Below are 23,690 nucleotides of genomic sequence, written 5' to 3'. Positions count from 1 at the left end.
TTCGCTGGAATGACGGCAGTCATTCACAATGGGGCCGAGCCTTCGAAGAGCTCTACACGGGCGCGGCGAAGCGACGATCTACTCGGATCATTCGCGGGGCGCGGCGCCGGGCTCGCGGTGCCGATCGCGTCCCTGGCCGAGGCTACCGGCAGGCCGGCGGCGGCCGATCGCGGACGGCAGCCGCACGCGCTCATGCCGGGTGCCGCCAACCAACACCACCAGCCCCATCGAGGTCGCCAGCGTCCAGATCCAGGGTCGCTGGTACCACGGTTGCGGGTGCATGATGCGCAGCCTGGCCGCCACCGGCGACCACGGGCCTCCGGCGACGCGTGCCTGCACTTCGAACAGGTGCTCGCCCCACGGAACCGAGGGATAGAGAATGCTGCGGTCCTGTCCGGCCTCCACCCAGTCCGCATCGAAACCGGACAGGCGGAAACGGAAGCGGGTTTCCCGCGGCCTGCTCAGATTGATCGCGGTGTAGCGGATCTGCAGATTGCGGGTGAACGAGGCCAGATTCAGGACGGCATCGGGGATCTCGCGCGCCACACCGGCCGCCGCGACATCTTCGATATGCGCACGTGGCGGCGCCGGACGGACTTCGGGGATACGCTCCGGGTCGAGCACGGCGAACCCTTCCACCAGCGAGAACCACAGCCGCCCCTGTGCGTCGCGCAGGCAGGGCGAGGTGGTCCCGCCGTTGATCTCGGGCGGCATCAGGCCTTCATCCGCCGCAAACACCACCGACTCGATCGTCTCTCCCGCCCCGCCCGGCGCCGGCAACAAGGTCACGCCGCGGTTGCCTCCGAGCCACAGCCGACCGCGGTCGTCGGCAAGGATGCAGGACACGGCCTCGTCCGACAGGCCATTGTCGCTGCCGTAGCTGTGCACGCGATCGCCCACGATGCGGTTGAGGCCGCCGCCGTAGGTTCCCACCCATAGCGCACCGTCGCGGTCCTCGTAGAGGTCGCGGGCAAAGCGCGAGGAGAGACCTTGCTGCGGCGACCAGCGTTCGACGACCCGATCGCCCACCAACCGCACCACGCCCTGGTCGCCCACGAACCAGGTCCCGGCGCGTGCGGACTTTACGAACCGATTGATGCGCATGCCCTGCACCGCGGCGATACGCCGCCGATCGAGCACACGCCCTTCGCCGTCCACCCGCAGCACGAAGGTCGACGCGCCGGCGCTGACCAGCAGGCCGCCATCGTCCTGTTGCCCGATGCCGATGGAGCCGATTCGCGGCCAGGAGGCAATGCGCTCGACCGCACCATCGGTCATCCGCCCCAACTCGCCCGAACTGGTCCCGATCCAGAGCGCACCGCTGCGATCCAGCAGCAGGCTGGAAACGCAGTCGTTGCCCAGGACCTCGCCGATCGGCCATTCGCGCACGCGGCCGTCGGCGCCGAAATGGCGCAATGCACCGCAGGCCAAGCCGAACCAGAACCCGCCCCGACCGTCCGGCGCCACCGCGCGCCCCGATCGGCCGCTTCCCAGCTGCGCCTTCGCAAGCAGGCCGAACACCGGGTCGCGAAGCCGCAGCAGGCCCCTGCTGGTGGTGCCGATCCAGAGATTGCCCTCATCGTCGCGGGCCAGGCTGCTGATGCCGGTTCCGGACAGTTCGGACACGCGGCGCCAGCTTCCCGGAGCGTGTTCGCGCAAGACCTGCCTGTCGCCCTGCGCGACCCACCACCGGCCGTTCGCGTCCCGGGCCGCGTACCTGGGCTGGATCACGTCCTGCGACGTCCAGCGCCGGTCGTCGTGACGGTAGCGGTAGAGCCGCTGCGGAGTTCCGACCAACAGGCCGTCGCCGTCGCGCTCGAGCATGTATACGTCCGTCTCGCCATCGGGCAGCGGTACGTCACGCAAGCTGTTCCCGGACACGATGTGGAAGCCTTCGTAGCCGCCGACGAACACCCGGCCGCTGCCGTCGATGACTAGGTTGTTGTAGCCGGCGCGGCCCGGACGCGCGAGGCGCATGGCGCGCATGCTGGTGGGATCGAGCCGAAAAATGCCGTCGCCGCTGGCGACCCATATCGAGCGGTCCGGCGCCTGCGCGATCGCGGAAACCTGGCAGGTACCGCCGCAGATCGACAGATGACGGAACGCACCGCGCTCGAACACGCTCAGCCCGGCGTCCTGGGTACCGATCCACAAGCGCCCGCGGTCGTCCTCGAACAGGGACAGGACGCGATCGCTGGCCGGCCCGCCGCGGCGTCCGCCTATCGCCGATGGCGCGTCCCGGGCGGTTCGTTCGCGCAAGATGCGGAACGTCGATCCGTCGAATCGCGCCAGCCCGCCGAAGGTCCCCAGCCAGAGGTAGCCGTCGCGGCCCTGGACGATGGCGTTCACGCCCGACTGCGGCAATCCGTCGTCGTGGGTGAACGCCCGCGGCACGAACCGGTAGTCCGGAACCACGCGCTCCTCCGCCATGGCCACGGCGCAGATCGTCAGCAGGACGAACGCCGCCAGCGGCAGGCGCATCGACCTCACCGTACGCGGCTTCCCATGTCGGCGGCGGCGGAAGGCCGGCGCGGGCGGTGCCACGCCTGCACGAAACGCGGATGACGTGCTCCGGATCGGAGCCGGGGCGGTAGGTCGCGGCCGATCACCACACCAGCACGTAGCCGATCCCGCGCACAGCGCGCAGCGGCAGTTCCACTCCCGCGTGCTTGAGGCATTTGCGGCGCAACCGGTAGACCAGCATTTCCAGCCGGTGCGGATCGAAATCGTGCACGTTCTCCACCAATCGTTCGATCAGCGCATCGCGCCGGACCGGAATGCCCGGCTGCGCCGCCAGCATCGAAAGCACCTGGCGTTCGGCCAGGCTCATCTCGACCTCCGCACCGACCGGCGTCACGATCCGCCACGCGGCCTCGTCAATACGCCAGCCCTGCGCTCGAACGGGGGCTGGCGCGGCCGGTGCGGCTTCGACACGGCGCTTCAGGTTCCACAGCGTGGCCGTCAGCGTCTCGATGTCGGTCGGCTTGTGCAGGTAGACGTCCGCGCCGGCGCGCAGGCCGCGTAATTGGTCCTGTACCGAGCTGAGGCCGGTCAGCATGACGATTCCGATCGAGCCCGACAGGCTGCGCAGGTGCGCGGCGATGCCGAAGCCATCCTCGTCCGGGAGCGAGACATCGAGCAGCACCAGGTCGTAGCGCCGGGCCGTCATGGCCCGATAAAGATCCAGCGCGCTCGCCATGCCGTCCACCGAGAAACCGGCCGCCGCCAGCCTGGGAACCAGGAACGATTCCCTGTACTGGGCATCGTCTTCGACCACCGCCAGGGTAATCCGGTCGCTTGTCGATCGCGCTTCCGATGCATCGCGGGCCGAATCCGAGCCTCCCGCGTCGTAACTTCCCTGCAATTCCATCAACGTCTTCCCCTTCGACCACCGCCGCTGCCGTCACCCGCCCGGTGATGGCGCGAGGGCGATGCCCGCTTCCTCACGATTTCCCTCGCCCGACCCTGCGTACCGGCGTCGCGCCGTGGCGCCGAACCTGCCAATGCGTTCCAGCATCCGGGTTGTCCCCAAGTACCGCCGCCGCGGCCCGGCGCAACCATCGCGCAACGCTTCGCTGTTAACGCTACCAGCGTGCGAACGCAACGTCCATCGCCAGGACGCCGGCTCGCGACTCCGGTCGATCATTTTGACCGCGGATCCAGCCATCCGCAGGGTCCGTGCTGACAGTGCGATGTGGTGTAGGTCGGAAGACAAGAAGAAGGCGTTTTATGGGACGGGACTGCGACAACGCACCTGGCTGAGCGAGAACGACCAACACGAAGAATCGGAGCGCTGGGAACGGCCAAGGTTTCGCCAGAAACACTCGTGGCGATGCAGGACCAGGAACCCCTTTGCTGGTTCGCCTTGCTTTCGTCTCGAACAAATGTCCGTTCCAAAGCCGACGGCGCCGGCCGTTCATGCCGCCAGCACCGCAGGCGCGAGCCGCGCGCGGTTCTCCGGCAGGCCACGTGCGGAGGTCTCGTAGAGGAACACATGGCCCGCCTGCGGCTGTGTCACGCGCGCGGCTGCGTCCAGGCCGATCCACGCCGAGGTCACGCACAGTAATTCGAGCGCATCGCCGCCGAACGCCACGCAGCTGGGCTGCATCGCGCCGGGTGTATCGACGGTTTCGAGCACCTCGCCGGTGGGCGAGTAACGCACGACCCGGCCACCGCCCCATTGCGCGTTCCACACTGCGCCCTCGGCATCGACCGTGGAGCCATCGGGCTCCGCGCCCGGGCCGGTGCGCGCGAATTCGCGGCGCCGCGACGGCAGGCCGCTGTCCGGGTCGAAGTCATAGGCATGGATCGTGTGCCGGGGGGAATCGGCGAAATACATGGTGCGTCCGTCCGGGCTCCAGCACAGGCCGTTGGAAATGCCGATCCCGCGCTCCCGCTCCACTGCCCTGCCGTCCGGGTCCAGGCAGTACAGGCTTGCGCTGTACGGCACGGCACGCGTCGCATCTTCGACCATCGTCCCGGCCCAAAACCGCCCTTGGCGATCCACCCTGCCATCGTTGAAGCGCCGCCCGCTGTCGGCCTGTTCGCATCGATCCAGCCAGCGCACCCGCCCGTCGCGCGGATCGAACAGCGCGAAACCGGTGGCGAACGCCACCAGCAGGCGCGCATCGCCTTCGATGAAGGCAAAACAGCCCGGACGTTCCGGGGTGGCGAAGGATTCCAGCGCGCCCCGCCCCAGGTGATAGCGATGCAGCGCACAACCGCTGATGTCGGTCCACCACAGACAGCCATCGTCCGCATTCCACTGCACGCCTTCGCCGTGCAGATGCGCGACCGGAAGCACTTCCAGCAATCGCGTCATGCGTTCACCACCAGGTGGCGTAGAGCGCCACCAGGACGCCGACGACTGCCAGTGCCCCGATGTTGAACCCGGTACTGGTGCGATAGCTGACATCCTGGGTGTCGATGCGGTTGGCGTTCGCGCGCGCACGTACCAGCAGCGAAATGACCACCGCCAGCGCCAGGGTGATCAGGAACACCAGGCCCATGCGGTCCAGGAACGGCAGTTCCGGCCAGAAGATCTTGAACAGATACGACAGTGCCACCGAGCCGGCCGCGGCCGCGATCGCCCCGGCCTCGTTGGCCCGTTTCCAGAACAGCCCGAGCAGGAAGATCACGGTGATGCCGGGGGTGAAGAAGCCGGTGAATTCCTGGATGAACTGGAACGCCTGGTCGGACTTGCCCAGCAGCGGCCGCGCGGTGAGAGCCGCGAGTATCACCGCGACCGTCGCGGCGATGCGTCCGACCCGGACCAGCCGGCGCTCGTGCGCGGCGTCGCCGCCGCCATTCGCGGAAATGCCGTCTTCGACACGACTGGGAACGTGCCGGAACTTGGCGTAGAGGTCCAGGGTGAAGATCGTGGCGATCGAGTTGATCTTGGACGCGGTGCTGGCGATCACCGCGGCGATCAGCGCGGCGAACACCAGACCGAGGATGCCCGGGGGCAGCAGCCGCATCATCGTCGGGTAGGCCTCGTCCGGCTTGGCCAGGTCCGGTGCGAGCATCACCGCGGCGATGCCCGGCAACACCACGATCACCGGCATCAGCATCTTCAGGAACGCGGCGAATACCACACCCTTCTGCGCCTCGCGCAGGTCCTTGGCCGCCAGCGCGCGCTGGATGATGTACTGGTTGAAGCCCCAGTAGCTCAGGTTGGCGACCCACATGCCGCCCAGCAACACCGACAGCCCCGGCAGGTCCTTGTAGAAGGGATTGTCGGGCTTGAGGATCATGTGGAAGTGGTCGGGCGCCCGTTGGGTCAGCAGCTGGAAGCCGCCGAGGATCCCGGCATCGCCGCCGATCTTCGCCAGCGTCAGTCCCGACACCAGCAGGCCGCCCAGTACCAGCAAGGTCACCTGCACGATATCGGTCAGTGCCACCGCCTTGAGCCCGCCGTACAGCTGGTAGAGCAAGGCGAATGCGGCCAGCAGGTACAGCGCGGTGTCCTGGTCGATGCCGGCGATCTTGGTCACCGCGATCGAGCCCAGCCAGATGATCGAGGTCAGGTTGACGAAGATGTACAGCGCCAGCCAGAACACCGCCATCAGGGTGCGGATGGTCGGGCCGTAACGCTGCTCGAGGAACTGCGGCATCGTGTAGATGCGGTTGCGCAGGAAGATCGGCAGGAACCACTTGCCGACGATCAGCAGGGTCAGCGCGGCCATCCATTCGTACGAGGCGATCGCTAGGCCGATGGCGTAACCGGAGCCGGACATGCCCACGATCTGTTCGGCCGAGATGTTGGCGGCGATCAGCGACGCGCCGATCGCCCACCACGGCAACGCCTTCGATGCCAGGAAGTAGTCGTTGCTGTCCTTCTGGTGCCCGTGTTTCTCGCGCGCGACCCACTGCGCCAGGACGAAGATCGCCACCGCGTAAACGCCGATGACCGCCAGGTCGATGGTTGAGAGCATCAGGTCGCGCCTCCCTCGACGCGTTCGGCAGATGCGGCCAGCGCCGCGAAGAATGCATCGGCGCGCGCGCCGACTTCGGCCGCGGCCATGCCGGGCAGATAGAGGCTGGCGCCCAGACCGAAACCGTCGACGCCGGCTTCGAGCCACTGCGCGGCGTTGCGCGCGTCCACGCCGCCCACCGCATGCACGCGTACGCCGGTCGGCAATACCGTGCGCAGCGCGCGCAGATGCCCGGGGCCATAAGTGGAGGCCGGGAACAGCTTGAGTTCGGTGGCGCCGGCGGCAATTGCCTGGAAAGCCTCGCTGACGCTGCCCACGCCCGGCATCGGCACCAGGCCGAGCTCGAGCGCACGTGCAATCACCGTTGCATCGGTATTGGGCGCCACCAGCAGGCGTGCCCCCGTGGCGTGCAACTGTTCGACCTGCGCCAGCCCGAGCACGGTCCCGGCGCCGCACAGGCAATCGGCGCCGAAGCTTTTCTGCAGACGGGCAATGCTGGTGAACGGGTCGGGGGAATTGAGCGGCACCTCGATGGCCCCCACGCCGCGCGCGACCAGCGCTTCGGCGACGTCCAGGATCTCGTCTGGGGTGATACCGCGCAGGATGGCGACGACGAGCGGCGCGGTGTCGTTGGAGGGCAGCATGTGCGCCATGCTCCTTCAGCACGGGCAGCGCGGCAAGCACCAGTCCAATTACGACGGTACGCCGTCGCAAAAACCAGGGTGACCCCCAAAGGTTCTACGTGGCGACGGGAATCCCGCGGCACGGTTCGAAATCGTTGGCGGGGGCCGCACGGGATGCGCTCGCGCCGGAACGTTCCCGCCCGTTGTCTGCGTCGCTGTCCGTCACAAACAGGACCGGCGGCGCATGGCCGCCGGTCCTTTAACGGATTGGAAAGGCGATCAGCCTTTGCCCTTTCCTTTGTCGCCCTTGTCCTTGCCCTGCCCGCTGCTCTTGCCAGCGGGCTTGCCCTGCGCTTTCGACTTGCCGCCGCCGGACTTGTCTGCCGGTTGCGCATCGCTCTTGCCGCGGCCCGAGCCGGCCTGCACCGGCTTGCCCTTGCCGGGCGCGGCTTTTGACGGGCCCTTGCCGCGATTGGGAAAATCACGCTCCAGATCGCGGTCGAGCACGATCGGACGGTTCCAGCGGTCGTAGGTCGGCACGAAGCCGCGCTTGAGCCGATGGAACTCGGCCGAACCCGGCTTGATGCCCAGGCGCTGGGCAACCACACCCCAGCCCTGGCCGTGGTCGCGCTCCCATTCGTCGACCACGTACCGGCATGGCCGGCCGATGATCTGGGCCAGCGAACAGGCGTAGTAAACGTCACCCGGCGCCCATCGGCGGTTGACGATCAGGTCGAACACCAGATCGCGCGGCGCGCCGTAATAGCGCGTCATCTCGTTGATGAAGGGCTCGCGATAGCGGTAGCCGTAGTCGTTGATGTCGGAGAGCCGGGTGTCCACCCACACGTCGCCCGTGCGGGGGCTCCAGCTGAACACGTAGTCCTGTGCGAATGTGGCGCCTGCCGCAGCCGTCAGCGCAACGGCGAGGGCGATGGCCTTGATCCTGTGATGCCGCATGGGGAGCCTCCGGTGGGGTGGTCGCTGCTGCGCGGCCGAGAACGCCATCATGCGACGCGGCCGTGAATGCGTGTTGAAATCGCACCGCGCCGCCCTGAGGCGTTCAGCGGCGGGGCGAGGATGTCACCGGCACGAGAAGGCCGTCGGCATCGTTGCCCGCCAGCCGACGCCCACGCCCATCCCGCGGTTGCAGGCTGCCGTCGCCAAGCAGCGCATAGTTGAGTCGTGCACCATCGTCGGCCTGCAGTTCCAGCAGATCGGCCTCGCGCTCCCAGCGGCCGCTGGAGACGAAGCGCACCGGCCGCTCGGCAAGGTAGGTCTCGGTCAGCACGAAACTGCGCTTCCCGCTTTCGCGCACCAGCGCCAGCCGGGTCTCGATCCCGTCGCAATCGGCGCACGGCTGCATGCCGGCCCACTCGAGCCGTCCGTCGCCCTGCTCCACCGGCGCCAGGATCGCCGGCGCGTCCCCTGCGTCGCGGCTGCACGCGGCAAGAACCAGCATGACTGCCGCCAGCAGCACCCAACCACGGATCGGGGCGCGCTTGATCATGCCGGCCCCAGCGCGCGGATCGCGGCAGGGATTTCCGCCGGAGTCAGGACCCGTCGCACCCTTGCGCCGTCGGCGATGGGCTCGGCTTCCTCCTCGTGGGCCCAGGTCACGTGGTAGGGCATGTGCACACCCCAGCCGCCGAGCGCGACCACCGGCGCGATGTCCGAACGCAGCGAATTGCCCACCATCGCAAACTGATGCGGCTGCAGCCCGAATTCGTCCAGCACCCGCGCGTAGGTCGATGCATCCTTCTCGCTGACGATCTCGATCCTGGGAAACAGATCGGCCAGGCCGGAATCGCGAACCTTGGCTTCCTGGTGGAACAGATCGCCCTTGGTGATCAGCACCACGGCGTGGTCGGCGGCGATCGCCGCGACGGCGTCGCGGATCCCAGGCAACTGTTCGACCGGATGCTGCAGCAGCGACTTGCCCAGCAGCACGATGCGATGCATGTCGTCGCTGCCGATCGCGCCGTCGGTGATCTCGAACGCGGCCTCGAGCATCGACAGGACCATGCCCTTCACGCCATAGCCGAACAGCGCCAGATTGCGCTTCTCCACGGCGTAGAGACGCTGGTACACGTCGTCCAGGTCGACGTAGGTGGCGAGCATGCGCTCGAACTCGTCCTGCGCGGCACGGTAGTAGTCCTCGCTCTTCCAGAGCGTGTCGTCACCATCGAAGCCGACCAGACGGATGGCGGAAGCATTGCGCATGGCGACAGTCTACGTCGCCCGGAACGACGAAGGCGGCCCTCGGCCGCCTTCGCATGTTGCATGTCGCCTGCGCGCCAGGTCGCGGCTAGGGCGTACCTGCCGGCGGCGGGGTTTCGGTCGGCGCGGTCGCGTCGGCCGGCGGCGGCGCGGACGGATCGGCCGGGGGCGGCGCGGTGCTGCTGTCCATCGGCGCGGCTTCGGCGGCCGGGGACTCGGCATTCTCGTCGTTGGTGCTGGCGCAGGCGCCAAGGCCGAGCGTGGCGAACGCGAGCAGAGCCAGCGCCGGGGTGCGAAGGGTCTTCATCTTGTGTGTGCTCCAGAATGTCATGACGGCATCATCTTCCTGCGATGCGCGACTAGCGAAGGTACGCCGCCGCAGACCCGCAGCGCGGGCCGCGGCGACTGGGTTGCGGTCAGCCCTCGTTCTGCGGCTGCGCGGCGTCGGCCTGGTTCTTGGCGACGAAGGCCTTGTACTCGTCCGGGGTCAGCGCGCCGTCCTTGTCGGCGTCGGCATCATCGAACACCTGGGTCAGGGCCTGCACCGAGGAAGCTTCGGTCTTGGTCAGCTTGCCGTCCTTGTCGGCGTCGAGATCCGACCAGGTGATCTTCTTGGTTTCGCCTTCTGCCGGGGAAGCAGGGGTGGCCGGCGTTGCCGGGGTGGCGGCCGTCTGCGCGGCCGGATCGGCAGGCTGTGCCGGGGTGGCAGGCGTCGCGGGATCGGCGGCCGTCTGCTCCTGCGCGGTCGGTGACGCGGTCTGGTCCTGCGCGAAAGCGAGCGGCGCCGACAGCGTCAGGCCCAGTGACAGGGCGGTCAACAGTACATTGCGGGACTTCATTTCGGTCTCCATGGAGGGGGGTTTGGAGTACGCGGTCTGCGCCACGTGCGGCCACCATGCCAGCGGCGAAATGAACCTCCGCCGTTCAGTGATTGTTATGGTTACGTTGTCTTAACCACGCAATAAAAAAAAAGCGCTAGCCCCAGCCGCCAAACTGGCGATGATCACGCGTCATCTTCATGCGCGAGCCTCAGGACCGCCTCACCGGCGTCGTCCACATCAACCCGCACCTGAATCGGGCGACAGCACACCGGGCAGTCCTCGATATAGGCCTGGGCGCCGGCGGACGCATCGGTCACCAGTTCGATGGCTTCGCCGCAGTACGGGCATTGGCAGATCTGTGCGTGGAGCATGGCTGGATCAGCGAACCGGGAAGTCGTAGGCCGTCTGAGGCGTGGGCTCGGGCTGGAAGGTGTAGTGCCACCACTCCATCGGATAGTTGACGAAGCCGGCAGCCCGCATCGCTTCGAGCAGCTTGCGCCGGTTGGCTTGCTGCATCGGCGTGACTTCCTGCGACGCGGTGTTTGCGCGTGGATCGAATAGATCGAAGGGTGTGCCCATGTCGACCTCCTGGCAATGCGAATCCGCGCAGGTCAGCAGGCCGAGATCGACGGTCGCACCGCGACTGTGGCCCGAGGTCTCCGCGATGTAATCGCCGAGCAGCGCGGTTTTGTCGAGCCTGGGGTAATACTGGGCCTTCGTGCGCTGGTCGCCGAGATCCCTCGACCATGCGACGAAATGCTGTACCGCGCGCACCGGGCGATAACAGTCGAACACGACGAGCGATTGTCCGCGTGCAACGACGGCGGCCTGCACGCGTGCGAGCGCCTCGGCGACCGGCCGTAGCAGGTAGCAGCGCGGTGCTTCGTACCCGCGTACCGGCGCGCCAACGAAGTTGGCGCTGCCCACATAGCGCATGTCGAAGCGGATGCCGGGTGCCAGTGTGGCCACGTCCACCATGCCCGCTGCCTGCGCGTCCGCCGCGCCGGACGTGCGCACGCCACCGGCGCTGGCGCAGGCCGTGCATGCAAGGACAACGGCCGCGAGCATCGATATGCGCATTGCCCTGCCTTCTGCTTCACCTTAACCAGTCGATAGTATCCTTGCTTTTTCCGCTCGGGTTGGCTGTTGCCGATGACATTCGCGATGGTGCGTCCGCTCTGGTGGCTACAGGCGCTGTGCCTGGGCCTGGCATCGCTGGCGTGGCAGGCGCGCGCGCAGGAGATCGAGCTTCCGCCCCCCGATCCACTCGGCGTCTCGCAGGGGCAACTCGACGCGGGTTACTGGATCCGCAAGCTCGAGCGTCCCGACCAGCGGATCCTGGATTCGGCGGCGATCGAGGCCCAGAACGCGCGACTGCGCGCATCCGATCCCACCTGGCACGACATCGAGGCGCTGCCGCAGACACTGGACGCGGAGCAGGTCAAGACCTGGGTGGACGCCCGCTCGCAGCGGCCGCAGCAGACGCTGTACGACGAGGCCGGCAAGCAGGGCAACGAGCGCCAGATCGACCGCCTGGTGGCAGCGCTGGATCTGGGCGCGATTCCTCAGACCCAGATCACCCGTTTCGGGCTGGTGGTGCGTCGTGCATCGTTACGCACCTTCCCCACCCACCTGCGCGTGTTCACCGCGCCCGATGACACCGACATCGACCGTTTCCAGGAAACCGCGCTGTTTCCGGGCACGCCGGTGGTGATCGCTCACGTGAGCCGCGACCGCAAGTGGTGGTTCGTGGTGAGCCCGCTCTACACCGGCTGGATCGAACGTTTGGCGGTCGCGGAAGGAACGCGCGATGACGTGTTCGGCTACGTGCACCGCACGCCGACGCTGACCGTCACTGACGCCAAGGTGCGCACCGTCTACACGCCCGGCGCGCCAGCGCTGTCGGAGCTGGAGCTGGACATGGGCACGCGCGTGCCGCATCTGACCGCTGTGCCGCCAACCGCGGTGATCAACGGCCAGCTGGCGTATGCGGCCTGGCCGGTGCAGCTGCCGGTGCGCACCGAGGACGGCCAGCTTGCGTTTTCGCCGGCGTTGATCCCGCGCAACGCGGACGTGGCGCGCGAACCCTTGCCACTGACCCGCGCCAACATCCTGCGCCAGGCCTTCAAGTTCCTGGGCGAACGCTACGGCTGGGGCCACGACTACAACGGCCGCGACTGCAGCGGTTTCGTGTCGGAGGTCTATCGCAGCATGGGCGTGCTGATGCCGCGCAACACCAGCGACCAGGCGCGCAGCCCCGCGTTCGATCGCATCGCGTTCGATGCAACAACCACGCCCGAACAGCGCGCTGCGGCCCTGCGCCGGCTGCAGGTCGGCGACCTGGTCTACGTGCCCGGCCACGTGATGATGGTGATCGGCCGCGAACGCGGCGAACCCTGGGTGATCCACGACGTGCAGGGCGTGAGCGTGCGCAACGCCCAGGGCGCGCTGCAACGCATCCCGCTCAACGCGGTGTCGGTGACGCCGCTGCTGCCGCTGCGTGCAGGCGAAGCGCAGGCGATGACCGACCGGATCACCGCGATCGTGCGCATGCGGCCGGTGAAATGATTGCGTGGGAGCGGCCTTGGCCGCGAACGCCTTTTGCCTGCTGATCGACCGCAAGAGCATTCGCGGCCAAGGCCGCTCCCACGGGCAATGTGGCTTTACAGGGCCGGTATAGGGACCGTCACGGACAGTCGCGAATCCGTTCGAACGCCAGGTCTTCGTAATCGCTGCTGAAATCGCCGTCCGGGTCGATCTTGGCCATGCGCATGGCTACGGACGCGTTGCCGCTGACGGCGGGGAACTCGAGCCAGGGCTCGATTTCGGCATCGGGACCGTGCCATTGCACCAGCAGACGCTTGCCCGAACGCATGACCTTGCCGGACATCTTCGGCGACTTGGCTGCGGCGAACGCGACGCCGTTGTCTTGCGCGCAGAGCGAAACCTCGCCGAACCAGGGATCGCGATAGACGCCGGCCTTACCGGCCAGGTCGGCGGCCGTTGCCGGTACCCGGTCGGAAGTGTCCGCCACTGGCCTGGCAACGGCTGCCTGTCGCTGCCCGGCCTCAAGCATCGCCGCGTAGCCGGCGACGCCGGGATTCGACTGCGGTGCGGTGAAATGCTTGACCAGCGCCTGGGTCAGCACCGTGCGCGCGTCGTCGGCATCGCCATTGATCATGATCACGAAGCCGACGTTCTTTTCCGGCAGCAGGGTCAGCGCCGAGTACATGCCGCCGAGGGTGCCGGTATGTGAGACCTTCCAGGTGCCGTCGACGTCGGTGAGGCGCCAGCCGTAGCCGTAAGCCGAATAATGACTGTGGTCCCACTCGCGCATGCGCTTGCTCAGCGGCATGATCGTGTGCGGCTTCCATACTTCCTCACGCTGCTGCTGCGACAGCCAGGGCTTGCCGTCCATCAGGCCGGCCTTGTCCGGCTGCAGCCACATCGTCGTCCATGTGAGCATGTCGTCCAGGCTGCAGCGGATACCGCCGGCGGCCATCATCGGCACGTTGGGGATGGTGTCGCCATCCACGCGGGTCGGCACGTTTCTGCCCTCGCGCCTGGCGTGCGGCTGTGCGACATTACCGACCGCATCGCGCTTGAATTCGCCGACCTGGCAGCGGCGCATGCCCAGCGGTTCGAACAGCTCGCGCCGGACAAGTTCCTCATACGTCGCACCGCCCGCCGCGGCCGCGACTTCGCCGGCGACGATGTACAAGGTGTTGTCGTAGGCGTAGCGCGAGCGGAAGCTGTAGACAGGTTTCAGATAGCGCAGCCCGTGCATTACGTCCGCGCGCGTGAACAGGTTCGGGTCTGGCCAGAGCATCAGGTCGCCCGCACCGGCCCCCAGCCCGCTGTTGTGGATCAACAGGTCGCGCACCTGCATCTCGCGCGTCACCCAGGGGTCATGCATGCGGAAGTCCGGCAGGTACTTCACTACCGGATCGTCCCATTTGAGCTTGCCCTGGTCGACCAGCCGCGCCAGCAGCGCTGCGGTCATCGCCTTGCTGTTGGAGGCGATCTTGAACAGGGTATCGCTGTCGATCTTTCGCCCGCTGCCTGTGACCAACTCCCCGGCGGCATGCGTGTACACCACCTTCCCGTCCTGTACGACGCCGACCGCGATCCCCGGCAAGTCGTAGCGCGCGATCGCCTCGTCGACATGACGGTCAAAGACCGCATCCGACGCGGATGTCGAACCGGCATGCATCAGCAAAGCGGCCAATCCTGCCGCGAAAGCGATCCTCATGCGCCTCCTGTCCAGATGATTGCCCCGATCCTGCTCAGAAGAAGTTGTACTCCACCAGGAAGGTATAGGAGCGACCACGCGGGTCGCCCACCCTGGCTTCCCAACCGGCGCCGGCGGCGAAGTCGTTCTGGTGCGCGGTGAACGGCGGATCCTCGTCGAAGAGGTTCTTGACGCCGAAGCCGAGCTTGAGCTGCTCGAATCCGGTGTAGGTGAGGCTGTAGTTGTAGGTGATGTAGCTGTCGACTTCGGGATCCCAATCCGGCGGCACGTAGCTGCCGTTGGCCACGCTGACAGGTTCCTCGTCGTCGTAGCCACCGCGGTAGAGCTGGCTGAAGTTGTGCGACCAGTCGCCGTACTCGTAACCCAGGCTCAGCGTGTGCTTCCACTTGATCGGCAGGTTGTAATAGCGCACGTACTCGCCCACCAGGTTGTCGGTGTACGGCAGCGACTCCAGCGCCTTGGTCTTGAAGGTGTCGATGTAGCTGCCGTTGAGGCCGATGCGCCAGCGCCCGCCCCATAACTCGCCGAACAGGTTGGCGTCGAGTTCGACGCCGCGACTGAGGCTGCCACCGGAGTTGATGTAGCGGCGATCGATCGCCACGACTTCGCCGCTGGCGTCGCGGATCCAGTTGTCCCGGAACACGTCGTAGAACTCGATCAGCACGTCGCGGTTGGCCGCCTGGATCGTGTTCTCGCGCTCGATCTCCCACCAGTCCACGGCGATGTTGAGCGATTCGTTCGGCGCGAACACCACGCCGAAGCTCTTCTGGGTGGATTCCTCCGGCTCCAGATCCTCCTTGCCGCCGAACAGCTCGTCGGGCTGGATCAGTTCGCACCCGGGCACGTTGGGATCGGCGACCGCGCCGGGGCAGGTTTCCGGGTCGGCGAGATCGAGCCCGGTGTACGGCAGCTCGCTGACCCCGTTGAACAGCTGGTTGAACGAGGGCACCTTGAAGCCGGTGCTGTAGGCGCCGCGGAACAGCAGCGAATCGATCGGCTGGTACTTGAACGAGACCTTCGGGTTGGTGGTGCTGCCAAACCCGTCGTAGCGGTCGTAGCGGCCGGCCAGAGTGATGTCGAAGCTGTCGAAGATCGGCAGGTAGACTTCGGCGAACACCGCCTTGATGTCGCGGCTGACGTTCTCCAGCACGTTGTTGTCATCGAAAGGCGCGTTGAAGATCGGGCGCCGCTCATCGGGATCGTCGGCGGTGAACTCGAACTCCTCGCGGCGCAGATCGATGCCGGCCGCCATCGCGATGCTGCCGCCGGCCAGCTCCAGCCCGATGTCGCCGGACAGGGTCGCGTCGAACTGGGTCAGGATCGACTCGCCGCCGTAGAGTTTGGCGCCGGTGGCGGAGATCGCTTCCAGCGCCGCCATCGCTTCGGCCGTCTGCGACTGGCCTGGCAGCAGGAACGGGTTGAGCATCCCGCTGCCGAGCAGCGCCTGCAGGCCGTCGGTGTAGTGATAGCCACCGCCGAGCGTGGATTCGGACTTGCTCGACGCCCGGGCCAGGCCGACGTCGTAATCCCAGCGTCCGAGCGTGCCCTGGAAGCCGACCAGCAGGCGATAGGCCGTGGTTTCGGTTTCGATGTTGCGCGGCCCGCAGGCGATGCAGCGCCAGCGGTAGGCGATGCGCTCGCCGTAGTTGAGCTGGTCCGCGCCGAAATACGCGGCCAGCCCGTCGTAGATCATGTCGTAGGCCGGACCGGTGACCGGATACCAGGTGTCGGGGCCGAACGTGGATCCGGGCGAGATCTGGTTGGGCTCGAAGGTCTTCTCTACGTCGACGCGCGAGCCGGTGAGCTCGACATACGCTTCGTGGTTGTCGGCAATCTTGAACGTGGCGCGGCCGATGAAGTCGACGCTCTCCTGCGGTTGCTGGATCACCGCCGCCGCCGGGTAGTCCCAGGCACAGGCATAGCGCGACGAGTCCAGGCCCCACAGCCGGTGGTCGTACGGGCCCATCAGTTCGCCGCCGCTCTCGCAGCCCGGCCCACCCGGCAGGTCGAGCAGGTTGATCGCTGTCACCGTGGCGCCGTCGCCGGGATCGGTCAGGCCGGCACCGATCAGGTTGGGATCGGACGAACGGTTGAATACGGTCGCGAACGGCGTGCCGCGCGTGTCCGGCGACAGCCCGCGTTCGGGCTGGAAAGCGTTGGAGAAATCGCGGTCGGTGCCGCGCAGGATCTCGTTCTTCTTGAAGCTCAGCGCGCCGAAGGCGTTCCAGCCGTCCTGCTCGACATCGCCGCCGCCGAGCAGCAGGCTGGTGCGGTAGATGTTGCCGCCGCCGGCTTCGGTCGCATCCACGAAGGCCGACACCTGCCCGCCCTGGAAATCGCGTTTGGTGATGAAGTTGATCACGCCGCCGATGGCATCGGTGCCGTAGATCGCCGATGCGCCGTCGCGCAGCACCTCGACCCGGTCGATCGCCGCGAACGGAATCGAATTCAGGTCGACCGCCCGTCCCTTCAGGCCGTGGGTGGCGACGCGACGCCCGTTGAGCAGCACCAGCGTGGCGTCGGCGCCCTGCCCGCGCAGATTCGCGCCGGACACGCCGTTGTTGCCGCGCTGCTCCTCGTGGACGATGCCGGCATTGCTGGCCAGATTGTCCGAGCCGTTGCCGGCGATGTTCAGGTGCATCAGCAGCTGCTCGGCCGAGGTGATGCCCTCGCGATCGATCTGCGCCCTGTCGATCACCGTGATCGGCAGCGCCTCTTCCACCTCGGTGCGCTTGATGCGCGAGCCGGTGACCGCGATCCGGTCGAGGGTGGTGACTTCGGCCCGCTCCGCGGTGTCTGCCGACTGCGCCGCAGCAGGAACCGCAGATGCGGCCAGTATCCCTGTACACAGCACGCTGCCAAGACGATGCACTCGCATGACCACCTCCCCGTAGCTCGATTGTGGCTGTGAACGGGCCCGCCCCCGCGTCTTCCGCTTTGCCCCTAACCGCATTGAGTCATGCGAACTCTGGGGCGTCAACCAGGCACGGACGCCAGTCGGCGGAGCCTACGCCGCCGAAGGCACTGTCGGAGTGGTCTGCTGGATCAGGTCAGGGCACCAGGGAACCGACGCTGCGCACGGGTTGCGCAGATCAGCAGGTGGGGCACCTGCATCGCATCTCGCGCGGCACCCTTGCATCCTGGAACCCCGCGCAGGCACAGAGGGCGGCCCTACGCGAGGGCCGCCAACGAGCGAACATCAGAAGTTCCAGGTCACGACCAACTGCGTGTAACGGGGCGACTGCCACACAGTGCCCTGCCCGAAGTACGGCATCTCGGCACCGGGTGTACTTTCGTAGCGGGAATGCACGTTGACGACCGTCTGGCTGTTGAGCAGGTTGTAGACGGACAAACGCGCCCTCAGGTCGATGCCTTCTACCGGGAGCGTCCAGGTCACGTTGGCGCTCAGGTCCTTGACCCATGGCATCCGGCCGAACGCACCACGACCCGTGTAGACCATTTCGCGCGTCTCCCATGAGTCACAACCGGACACGCATAGCCAGCCGGAGCCGCCGCCGCTGAACTCGCCGGGGCCGCCGGCGCTGCGGTTGTCGTTGGGCCAGCGCACGCCGAACGCGGTGATCGGCCCGCCGGAGATTGCGGAAAAGGTCGCGCCGAAGCTCCACATGTCGTTGAGCTTGTAGCTGCCGCGGAGCTTGAACTGGTGACGATGGTCGTTGAACAGGACGCCGTAACGCTCGTTGACGGCCGGATGGTCGTAGAACTGCACCAGGTTTGTGTCGTTGTAGCCGGCGTCCGAGTTCACCGGACCTTCGATGTTGCCCTCGGACTTGGACCAGATGTAGCTGGCGTTGAAGGCCCATTTCTCGTCCCACGCGCGGTCGAGCTGGAACTCGACCGCCTTGTAGGTGCGCTTGGGCTTCTTGTAGCCCATGACCAAGCCGCTGCCCAGCGCCTCGTATCCGTCCTCGGAGCTGTCGAAGGTCACCCAGTCTTCGGTGTCCGGGCACCACAGGGTTGTCGTTTCGCCGGGATTGATGATGGGCCAGTCGCCGGAATACCAGGGACATCCCTCGACGTGGTTGATGCGCGCGTCTTCTACGGCGCGGGTCACCTCGCGGTAGGTGGCGTTGATGCCGTACGACCATGCCTGATTGATGGCCTGCTGAAAGCCGAGGATGAACTCGTCCTGGAAGACCTGCTTCAGGTTGCGGGCGACCGCGGTGCGGACGTCGTCGGGCGCGGGCGCGTTTCCATCGGTATTGACAGGACCGATCTGCGTGCCCAGTTCCGGGGCGAGGTAGGGGGCTCCGGTGATCGGGTCGATCTCCTCGGTCCAGCCATTGAGCACGTAATACGTGTGCTCATCCGTGGTCCCACCGCCAAAGTAGTCGGTGAGTTTGTTGGTCAGCGGGATGTAGTAACGGCCTGCGTTGCCGAACAACTTGGTCGTGCCGTCCCCCTTCATGTCCCAGCTGAAGCCGAGACGGGGGGAGATCATGTCGCTGAAGTCGGCCTTCGCGAATGTCGCGCCTGAAGCAAGCGTATTCTCGAACTTGTCGGCGCGGACGCCGAGGCTCAGCAGCAGATTTGGCGTGACGCTCCAGTTGTCCTCGATGTAGATCGCCTGCGCTTTCGTCGACACGGGAGCGCCGGTTATGTAACGGCGCGCGTCGACATAGGCCGTCACGCCGTCGGGAACGTCTTCCCCGTTGGGAAGCTCGCGATCCTCCTCGTCTGCGGCGATGCCGATCACCTGGTAGCTCACGCCGTCGCCGGGGTACACCCTCGAACTGTCGGAATCCATGACCTCCTGGTCCATGCCGAAGCGCAGCAGATGGTCGCCGAGCGTCCACTCGAAATCGAGGCGTGCCGCCTCGCGCTTGTCGTAGCGGTTGTTGATGCTGCTGTTGGTCGGATGGCAGCCTTCCTGCTGGGTCGCCGGGCCGAAGATTTCGGTGTAGCTGCCAGCGCGGGTGACGATGCTGCAATCGGCATCCCACGGGCTGCTGCCGATGGCGCGGCGCTCGTTCACGCCGTACATTGCCTTGGCGACGAAGTTGTCGGCGAAATAGCCCGTATAGGTCAGCGACCAGTTGTCGCCACCCGAGCCGGAAGTTGCCTCGCCCGTATCGTCACCGCGCGTGGCGGTGTCCCAGTCGTATGCGTACGTCGTGGTGACCGTATCCGCCTTGTCGGAGAAAGCCAGCAATTCCAGCAGGTGATCATCGTTGATCTGCCAGTCGAGCTTGGCGCCCCAGAAGTCGTTGTCGCCCTTGGAAAGGAAGGCCTCGGTGGTGTCGACGTCCCTGTTCACGGCATCGCGTTTTTCGTACATCGCGAAGAAAAACAGCTTGTCCTTCACGATGGGCCCGGACGCCCACACGTTGGCCTTGTACAGCGAATTCTCGTCACGGCTCGTTCGATCCCGCTCGTCAAGCGTGCCGTCGCTATGGAAGTGATCTTCTTTCGACGACGCCCAGCCCTCCGGTTCGAACGTGACTTCCATGCCACCATGGAACTCGTTGCCGCCCGAGCGCGTCACGGCATTGATGACGCCGCCAGTGCTGCGGCCGAACTCCGCCGAATAGCCGCCGGTCTTGACTTGGAATTCCTCGTAAAAGGCGAACGGCACCGTTGAAAAGCCCTGCCGCCGGTAGGGGTCGGTGACGTTCAGGCCGTTGATGTAAACGACGTTCTCCGCCACCGACGAGCCACCGAAGGTGAGACCGCCGAAGGTGGCGCCGGATGCAACCACGCCCGGCGCGAGCAGGGCGACGGAACTCAGGCTCTGGTCCACCGGCAAACGCGCGATCTCCTCGCGCGTGATATTGGTCGCCGACTCAGTGGAGTGCACGTCCACCCGGTTGACGATGCGAGAACCGATCACCTGAACCGTGTCCAGGTTGGCGATGTTGCCCTCGCTGCCGAGATTGACGTTGGTGGTTCCGCCCACGGAAACGCCAACCAGGACCGGAGTGCCGACCGCCTGCCCGGCGCGCGTGACCTGGAGGCTGTAATTTCCGATGGGAAGCTGGGTCACGCGATAGCTGCCGTCGGCGCCGACGGTTACCGTTCGACTCGAACCGGTGTCCTCGTTGGTCACCGTGATCTGGTCGCCCGCGCTGGCACGGCCGGCGATCGCGCCGGTTGCGCTCTGCGCAAGCAGCGGCGGCGCGGCCATCACCGCAAGGGCCAATCCGGTGGCAAGGCTCAGGATGGTCTTGCGTGTGTTGCGGCGTGCTGGCTTGGCGGACCTGCTCATGTTGCTTCCCTCGCTGGCGTTACTGGTTGTCTTTCACGGCTACGGCCGTGCGCTTGTCGTTTGCGTCTAGCGGCAGCAGCCGCCACTGGAAGCTGTAATCCCACTGGTCGTAGTACAGGTTGCCGCCGTCCCACTCGACTTCGCCGCGCTGCGAGTCGACGGTGTCGGAGCGGAAGTGGCGCTTGGCGGGGACGAAATCGCGCGACCAGTCGTCGTTGAAGGCGATGCGCCAGTTGTCCAGGCCACCCAGGTAGAACCATTCCATCGACGGGTCGTCGCCGGTGCCCTTGTCGGCGGACAGGCGACCGGTGGTCACATCCATCGGCACCCAACCGTACGGCGAGAGGTAGAGCTGGCCCCAGTCGTGGATGTTGTCGTAGGCGCTGTCGGAAAAGACCATGCCCGACTGCCAGCGCGCCGGGATGCCGTTGAGCCGCAACAGCGTGATGAGAAGCAGGGTCTGCTGGCCGCAGTCGGCATGGCCGGCGTGCAGGGCGTAGTCGCTGATGTTGCCGATGGTCGAGTATTCCAGCGCGCCGGCCCATGGAATCGTGTCGACTGCCGCGAACAGTTTCTGCGCGATGCGGTAGGGGTTGGTTTCGCCGCCGACCACCTTGCGCGAATAGGCGCGCATCGCATCGGTGAACACCACATGCGGCGCGCGCTCCTGCACGAAGGGCTGCAGATCCGGTGTGATCGTGGCGGCCACCACCCGGTCCTGATCGATGGCGTGGTGGCGCCCGAAGATGGTCAGCTCGTAGCTGACCGAGAACGTGGTCGGCTTGCCCGCCACCGCCGGCTGCTGCAGGAACGCGGTCCGCTGCAGCGCGGATTCCGGCGCGATGCTGCGTTGCGCCGGCTGGCTGTCGATGGCACGGATGTCCTGCTGCTGGCCCGGGATCGCACGCGGATACGGAATCCAGGCGCGCACGGTTTCCCCGGCCGGCACCGCGTCGGCGTCGACGGTCAATGTCTGGGTCATGCGTACGCGCAGCGGACGCACGCTGGTGCGGCCCTGTTCCAAAGCCGCATCGCGGATCGCGCGCTGGTGCGGGTTGAGCGTTTCCATGGGTCCGTCGGTGATCGGCGGCAGCTTCGGATCGCGTCTGCCCAGCGCTTCGGCGCTCAGGCGGAACAGGTTGGACGGGGCGCGCTTGAAGTACAGCGTCCTGTCGTCGATGGTCCTGGCTTCGAACAGGCCGGCTGCGAGCCAGCGGCCGAACTCGGCATCGGTCAGGTCGGGAATCTGCTTGCGTACGCCGGCCTCGAGCGCGGCCCGGTCCAGGGTGAAGTCGAGCAGGATCCGGCGCATGCGCTCGCGCTGGAAACCGAGGCGGTCGCGCTGGTCGGAGGGGATGCCCGGCCTGGCCTGGGCCTGCGCAATGGCGCTTTCGGCGTCGCGGAAGCGCCCCGCGTCGATCAGTGCCAGCACCTGCGCTTCGGGGTCGTTGCCTTGGGCGGGTTGTTGCGCCCATGCCAGACCCAGCAGGCAGGCATACAGCAGGGCCGGAACCGCCCTGCCGCCGACCCGCATCGTTGTCTGGGGCGTGCCGCGCTGCACCGGTCTCGTCCCCTTGCCCTGTGATCCCCCGTCATCGCTGTGTAACACGGCGTCCGGGGGGCGTCAATAATTTATTCTAGGAACTTGCAAATCAAGAAATATGTATTCCATGATGCCCTCGGGCCGCTTGCCCGCGAGGCTGCAATGACCAGGCACAGGTGGGCGTTGGGACGCTGGATCGGGCTGGCCGCCATCGCGCTGCTGCTGGTACAGCCGGCACTGCAGGCACGCGAAACCACGCGCGCGACCGGCGTCGTCGGCGTCGACACCGCACAGCTCGACCCTGCCTATTGGATTGGTCTCCAGCGCAGGCCCGACGCCATCGTCCTCGAGCGCGACGCGATCGCCGCGCAGAACCGGCGGCTGCTGCAGATGGACGCCTCGACCCGCGATATCGCTACCTTGCCCGACGCGCTGTCCGCGACGCAGGTGCGCGCCTGGATCGAAGCCCTGTCGTCGCGCCCGGCGCGCACGCTCTACGACCAGGGCGGCGCGGAAATCGCGGTCGCGAGGGTGGACGGCTGGGTCGAAGCGCTCGATCTGGCGGCGATCCCGCCGTCGCAGCCGACCCGCTATGGCCTGATCGTCCAGCGCGCGCCCTTGCGCACGTTCCCGACGCGGACCCGCGTGTTCAACCGCATCGGCGACACCGACATCGACCGCTTCCAGGAGAACGCGTTCTTTCCCGGTACTCCGGTGGCGATCGTGCACGAGAGCCGCGACCGCGACTGGTGGTTCGTAGTCGGCAATCTCTACGCGGCATGGATCGAGAAGCGTTTCGTGGCGGAAGGAGACAAGGCCACGGTGCTCGGTTACGCCGACAGGACGCCATACCTCGTGGTCACCGGGGCCGAGGTCCGCACCACCACCACGCCCGAACAACCGGCGTTGTCGGACCTGCAGCTGGACATGGGCGTGCGTGTGCCGTGGCTGCGCGACTTTCCCGGGGAGCGCGGCGTCAACGGCCAGGCGGCCTATGCTTCGTACGTGATCGAGCTGCCGGTGCGCGACGCGGATGGACGCCTGCGGATCGCGCCGGCGCTGCTGCCGCGCACCGCGGACGTGTCGCCGGACTACCTGCCGCTCACTCCGGGCAACCTGCTCCGGCAGGGCTTCAAGTTCCTCGGCGAACGTTACGGCTGGGGCCACGACTACGACGCGCGCGACTGCAGCGGCTTCGTGTCCGAGGTCTATCGCAGCATGGGGGTGATCCTGCCGCGCAACACCCGCGACCAGGGCGTGAGCCCGGCGCTCAACCGCATCGCCCTGAACGCGGCCGACGACGCGGCCAGGCGCGCGCAACTGGCGCACGAGTTGCGGGTGGGCGACCTGGTCTACATTCCCGGCCACGTCATGATGGTGATCGGGCACGACCAGGGCATGCCCTACGTGATCCACGACACCAATGGCGGCAGCTGGCGTGGCGCGGACGGCCGGCTGGTCTCCGGGCACCTCAACGGCGTCTCGGTCACGCCGCTGACGCCGCTGCGGTTCGACCAGGAGCACAGCTACATCGATCGGATGACCAATATCCAACGGATCCGGCCGTAGGGTGG

The 23,690-nt window shown here is 66.8% G+C and carries 18 protein-coding genes; 2 read left to right on the top strand and 16 right to left on the bottom strand.

The annotated features are described in order from the left end of the window. Nucleotides 1-87: 87 nt before the first annotated feature. From MC375_RS07265 to MC375_RS07210, 12 genes are all read right to left on the bottom strand, one after another. Nucleotides 88-2,481 carry a two-component regulator propeller domain-containing protein gene (locus MC375_RS07265; protein WP_242102622.1) on the bottom strand — a complete coding sequence of 798 codons (2,394 nt, stop codon included), beginning with the start codon at nt 2,479-2,481 and terminating at the stop codon, nt 88-90. Between the two features lie 124 nt (nt 2,482-2,605). Then, the gene (locus MC375_RS07260) at nt 2,606-3,370 is read right to left on the bottom strand and encodes a response regulator transcription factor (RefSeq protein WP_242102621.1); all 765 of its coding nucleotides are present in this window, start codon (nt 3,368-3,370) and stop codon (nt 2,606-2,608) included. Nucleotides 3,371-3,916: 546 nt separating this feature from the next. Further along, the gene (locus MC375_RS07255; RefSeq protein ID WP_242102620.1) at nt 3,917-4,822 is read right to left on the bottom strand and encodes an SMP-30/gluconolactonase/LRE family protein; all 906 of its coding nucleotides are present in this window, start codon (nt 4,820-4,822) and stop codon (nt 3,917-3,919) included. Nucleotides 4,823-4,826: 4 nt separating this feature from the next. Next, nucleotides 4,827-6,437 (bottom strand): sodium/sugar symporter, encoded by a 1,611-nt coding sequence (locus tag MC375_RS07250; protein ID WP_242102973.1) that lies wholly within the window; start codon nt 6,435-6,437, stop codon nt 4,827-4,829. Then, nucleotides 6,434-7,078: a 2-dehydro-3-deoxy-6-phosphogalactonate aldolase gene (locus MC375_RS07245; protein ID WP_242102619.1), complete on the bottom strand. Its 645-nt coding sequence runs from the start codon at nt 7,076-7,078 to the stop codon at nt 6,434-6,436. The genes MC375_RS07250 and MC375_RS07245 overlap by 4 nt, the downstream gene beginning before the upstream one ends. 258 nt (nt 7,079-7,336) lie before the next feature. Continuing rightward, on the bottom strand, nt 7,337-8,014 hold the full coding sequence (locus tag MC375_RS07240; protein WP_242102618.1) for a hypothetical protein: 678 nt from the start codon (nt 8,012-8,014) through the stop codon (nt 7,337-7,339). A 103-nt stretch (nt 8,015-8,117) separates the two neighbouring features. Further along, nucleotides 8,118-8,564, bottom strand: a complete 447-nt coding sequence (locus MC375_RS07235; protein ID WP_242102617.1) for a copper resistance protein NlpE N-terminal domain-containing protein — start codon at nt 8,562-8,564, stop codon at nt 8,118-8,120. Next, nucleotides 8,561-9,277: an HAD family hydrolase gene (locus MC375_RS07230; RefSeq protein WP_242102616.1), complete on the bottom strand. Its 717-nt coding sequence runs from the start codon at nt 9,275-9,277 to the stop codon at nt 8,561-8,563. The genes MC375_RS07235 and MC375_RS07230 overlap by 4 nt, the downstream gene beginning before the upstream one ends. 85 nt (nt 9,278-9,362) lie before the next feature. Continuing rightward, complete coding sequence (locus tag MC375_RS07225) at nt 9,363-9,581, bottom strand: hypothetical protein (RefSeq protein ID WP_242102615.1); 219 nt, start codon at nt 9,579-9,581, stop codon at nt 9,363-9,365. Nucleotides 9,582-9,690: 109 nt separating this feature from the next. Then, nucleotides 9,691-10,113 carry an EF-hand domain-containing protein gene (locus tag MC375_RS07220; RefSeq protein WP_242102614.1) on the bottom strand — a complete coding sequence of 141 codons (423 nt, stop codon included), beginning with the start codon at nt 10,111-10,113 and terminating at the stop codon, nt 9,691-9,693. 164 nt (nt 10,114-10,277) lie between these two features. After that, a complete protein-coding gene (locus MC375_RS07215; protein WP_242102613.1) occupies nt 10,278-10,466 on the bottom strand; it encodes a CPXCG motif-containing cysteine-rich protein in 189 nt (62 codons plus the stop codon). 7 nt (nt 10,467-10,473) lie between these two features. Continuing rightward, the gene (locus tag MC375_RS07210; protein WP_343223541.1) at nt 10,474-11,175 is read right to left on the bottom strand and encodes a M15 family metallopeptidase; all 702 of its coding nucleotides are present in this window, start codon (nt 11,173-11,175) and stop codon (nt 10,474-10,476) included. A 72-nt stretch (nt 11,176-11,247) separates the two neighbouring features. Between MC375_RS07210 and MC375_RS07205 the strand changes: the two genes are divergently transcribed. After that, nucleotides 11,248-12,663 carry an SH3 domain-containing protein gene (locus MC375_RS07205; RefSeq protein ID WP_242102612.1) on the top strand — a complete coding sequence of 472 codons (1,416 nt, stop codon included), beginning with the start codon at nt 11,248-11,250 and terminating at the stop codon, nt 12,661-12,663. Between the two features lie 118 nt (nt 12,664-12,781). Here the strand turns inward: MC375_RS07205 and MC375_RS07200 are convergent, their stop codons facing one another. The 4 genes from MC375_RS07200 to MC375_RS07185 form a co-directional block, all read right to left on the bottom strand. Further along, on the bottom strand, nt 12,782-14,347 hold the full coding sequence (locus MC375_RS07200; protein ID WP_242102611.1) for a serine hydrolase domain-containing protein: 1,566 nt from the start codon (nt 14,345-14,347) through the stop codon (nt 12,782-12,784). A 34-nt stretch (nt 14,348-14,381) separates the two neighbouring features. After that, nucleotides 14,382-17,225: a TonB-dependent receptor gene (locus tag MC375_RS07195; protein WP_242102610.1), complete on the bottom strand. Its 2,844-nt coding sequence runs from the start codon at nt 17,223-17,225 to the stop codon at nt 14,382-14,384. Nucleotides 17,226-17,546: 321 nt separating this feature from the next. Next, on the bottom strand, nt 17,547-20,573 hold the full coding sequence (locus tag MC375_RS07190; RefSeq protein WP_242102609.1) for a TonB-dependent receptor: 3,027 nt from the start codon (nt 20,571-20,573) through the stop codon (nt 17,547-17,549). A 19-nt stretch (nt 20,574-20,592) separates the two neighbouring features. Continuing rightward, a complete protein-coding gene (locus MC375_RS07185; protein ID WP_242102971.1) occupies nt 20,593-22,107 on the bottom strand; it encodes a transglutaminase-like domain-containing protein in 1,515 nt (504 codons plus the stop codon). A 171-nt stretch (nt 22,108-22,278) separates the two neighbouring features. Between MC375_RS07185 and MC375_RS07180 the strand changes: the two genes are divergently transcribed. Next, on the top strand, nt 22,279-23,685 hold the full coding sequence (locus tag MC375_RS07180; RefSeq protein WP_242102608.1) for an SH3 domain-containing protein: 1,407 nt from the start codon (nt 22,279-22,281) through the stop codon (nt 23,683-23,685). Nucleotides 23,686-23,690 lie beyond the last annotated feature (5 nt).

It is taken from the genome of Lysobacter sp. M2-1, assembly GCF_022662495.1.
Classification (GTDB): Bacteria; Pseudomonadota; Gammaproteobacteria; order Xanthomonadales; family Xanthomonadaceae; genus JAKPBU01.
Note: the sequence above shows the minus strand (reverse complement) of the source record. Positions and strands in the feature narration are given on the sequence as shown.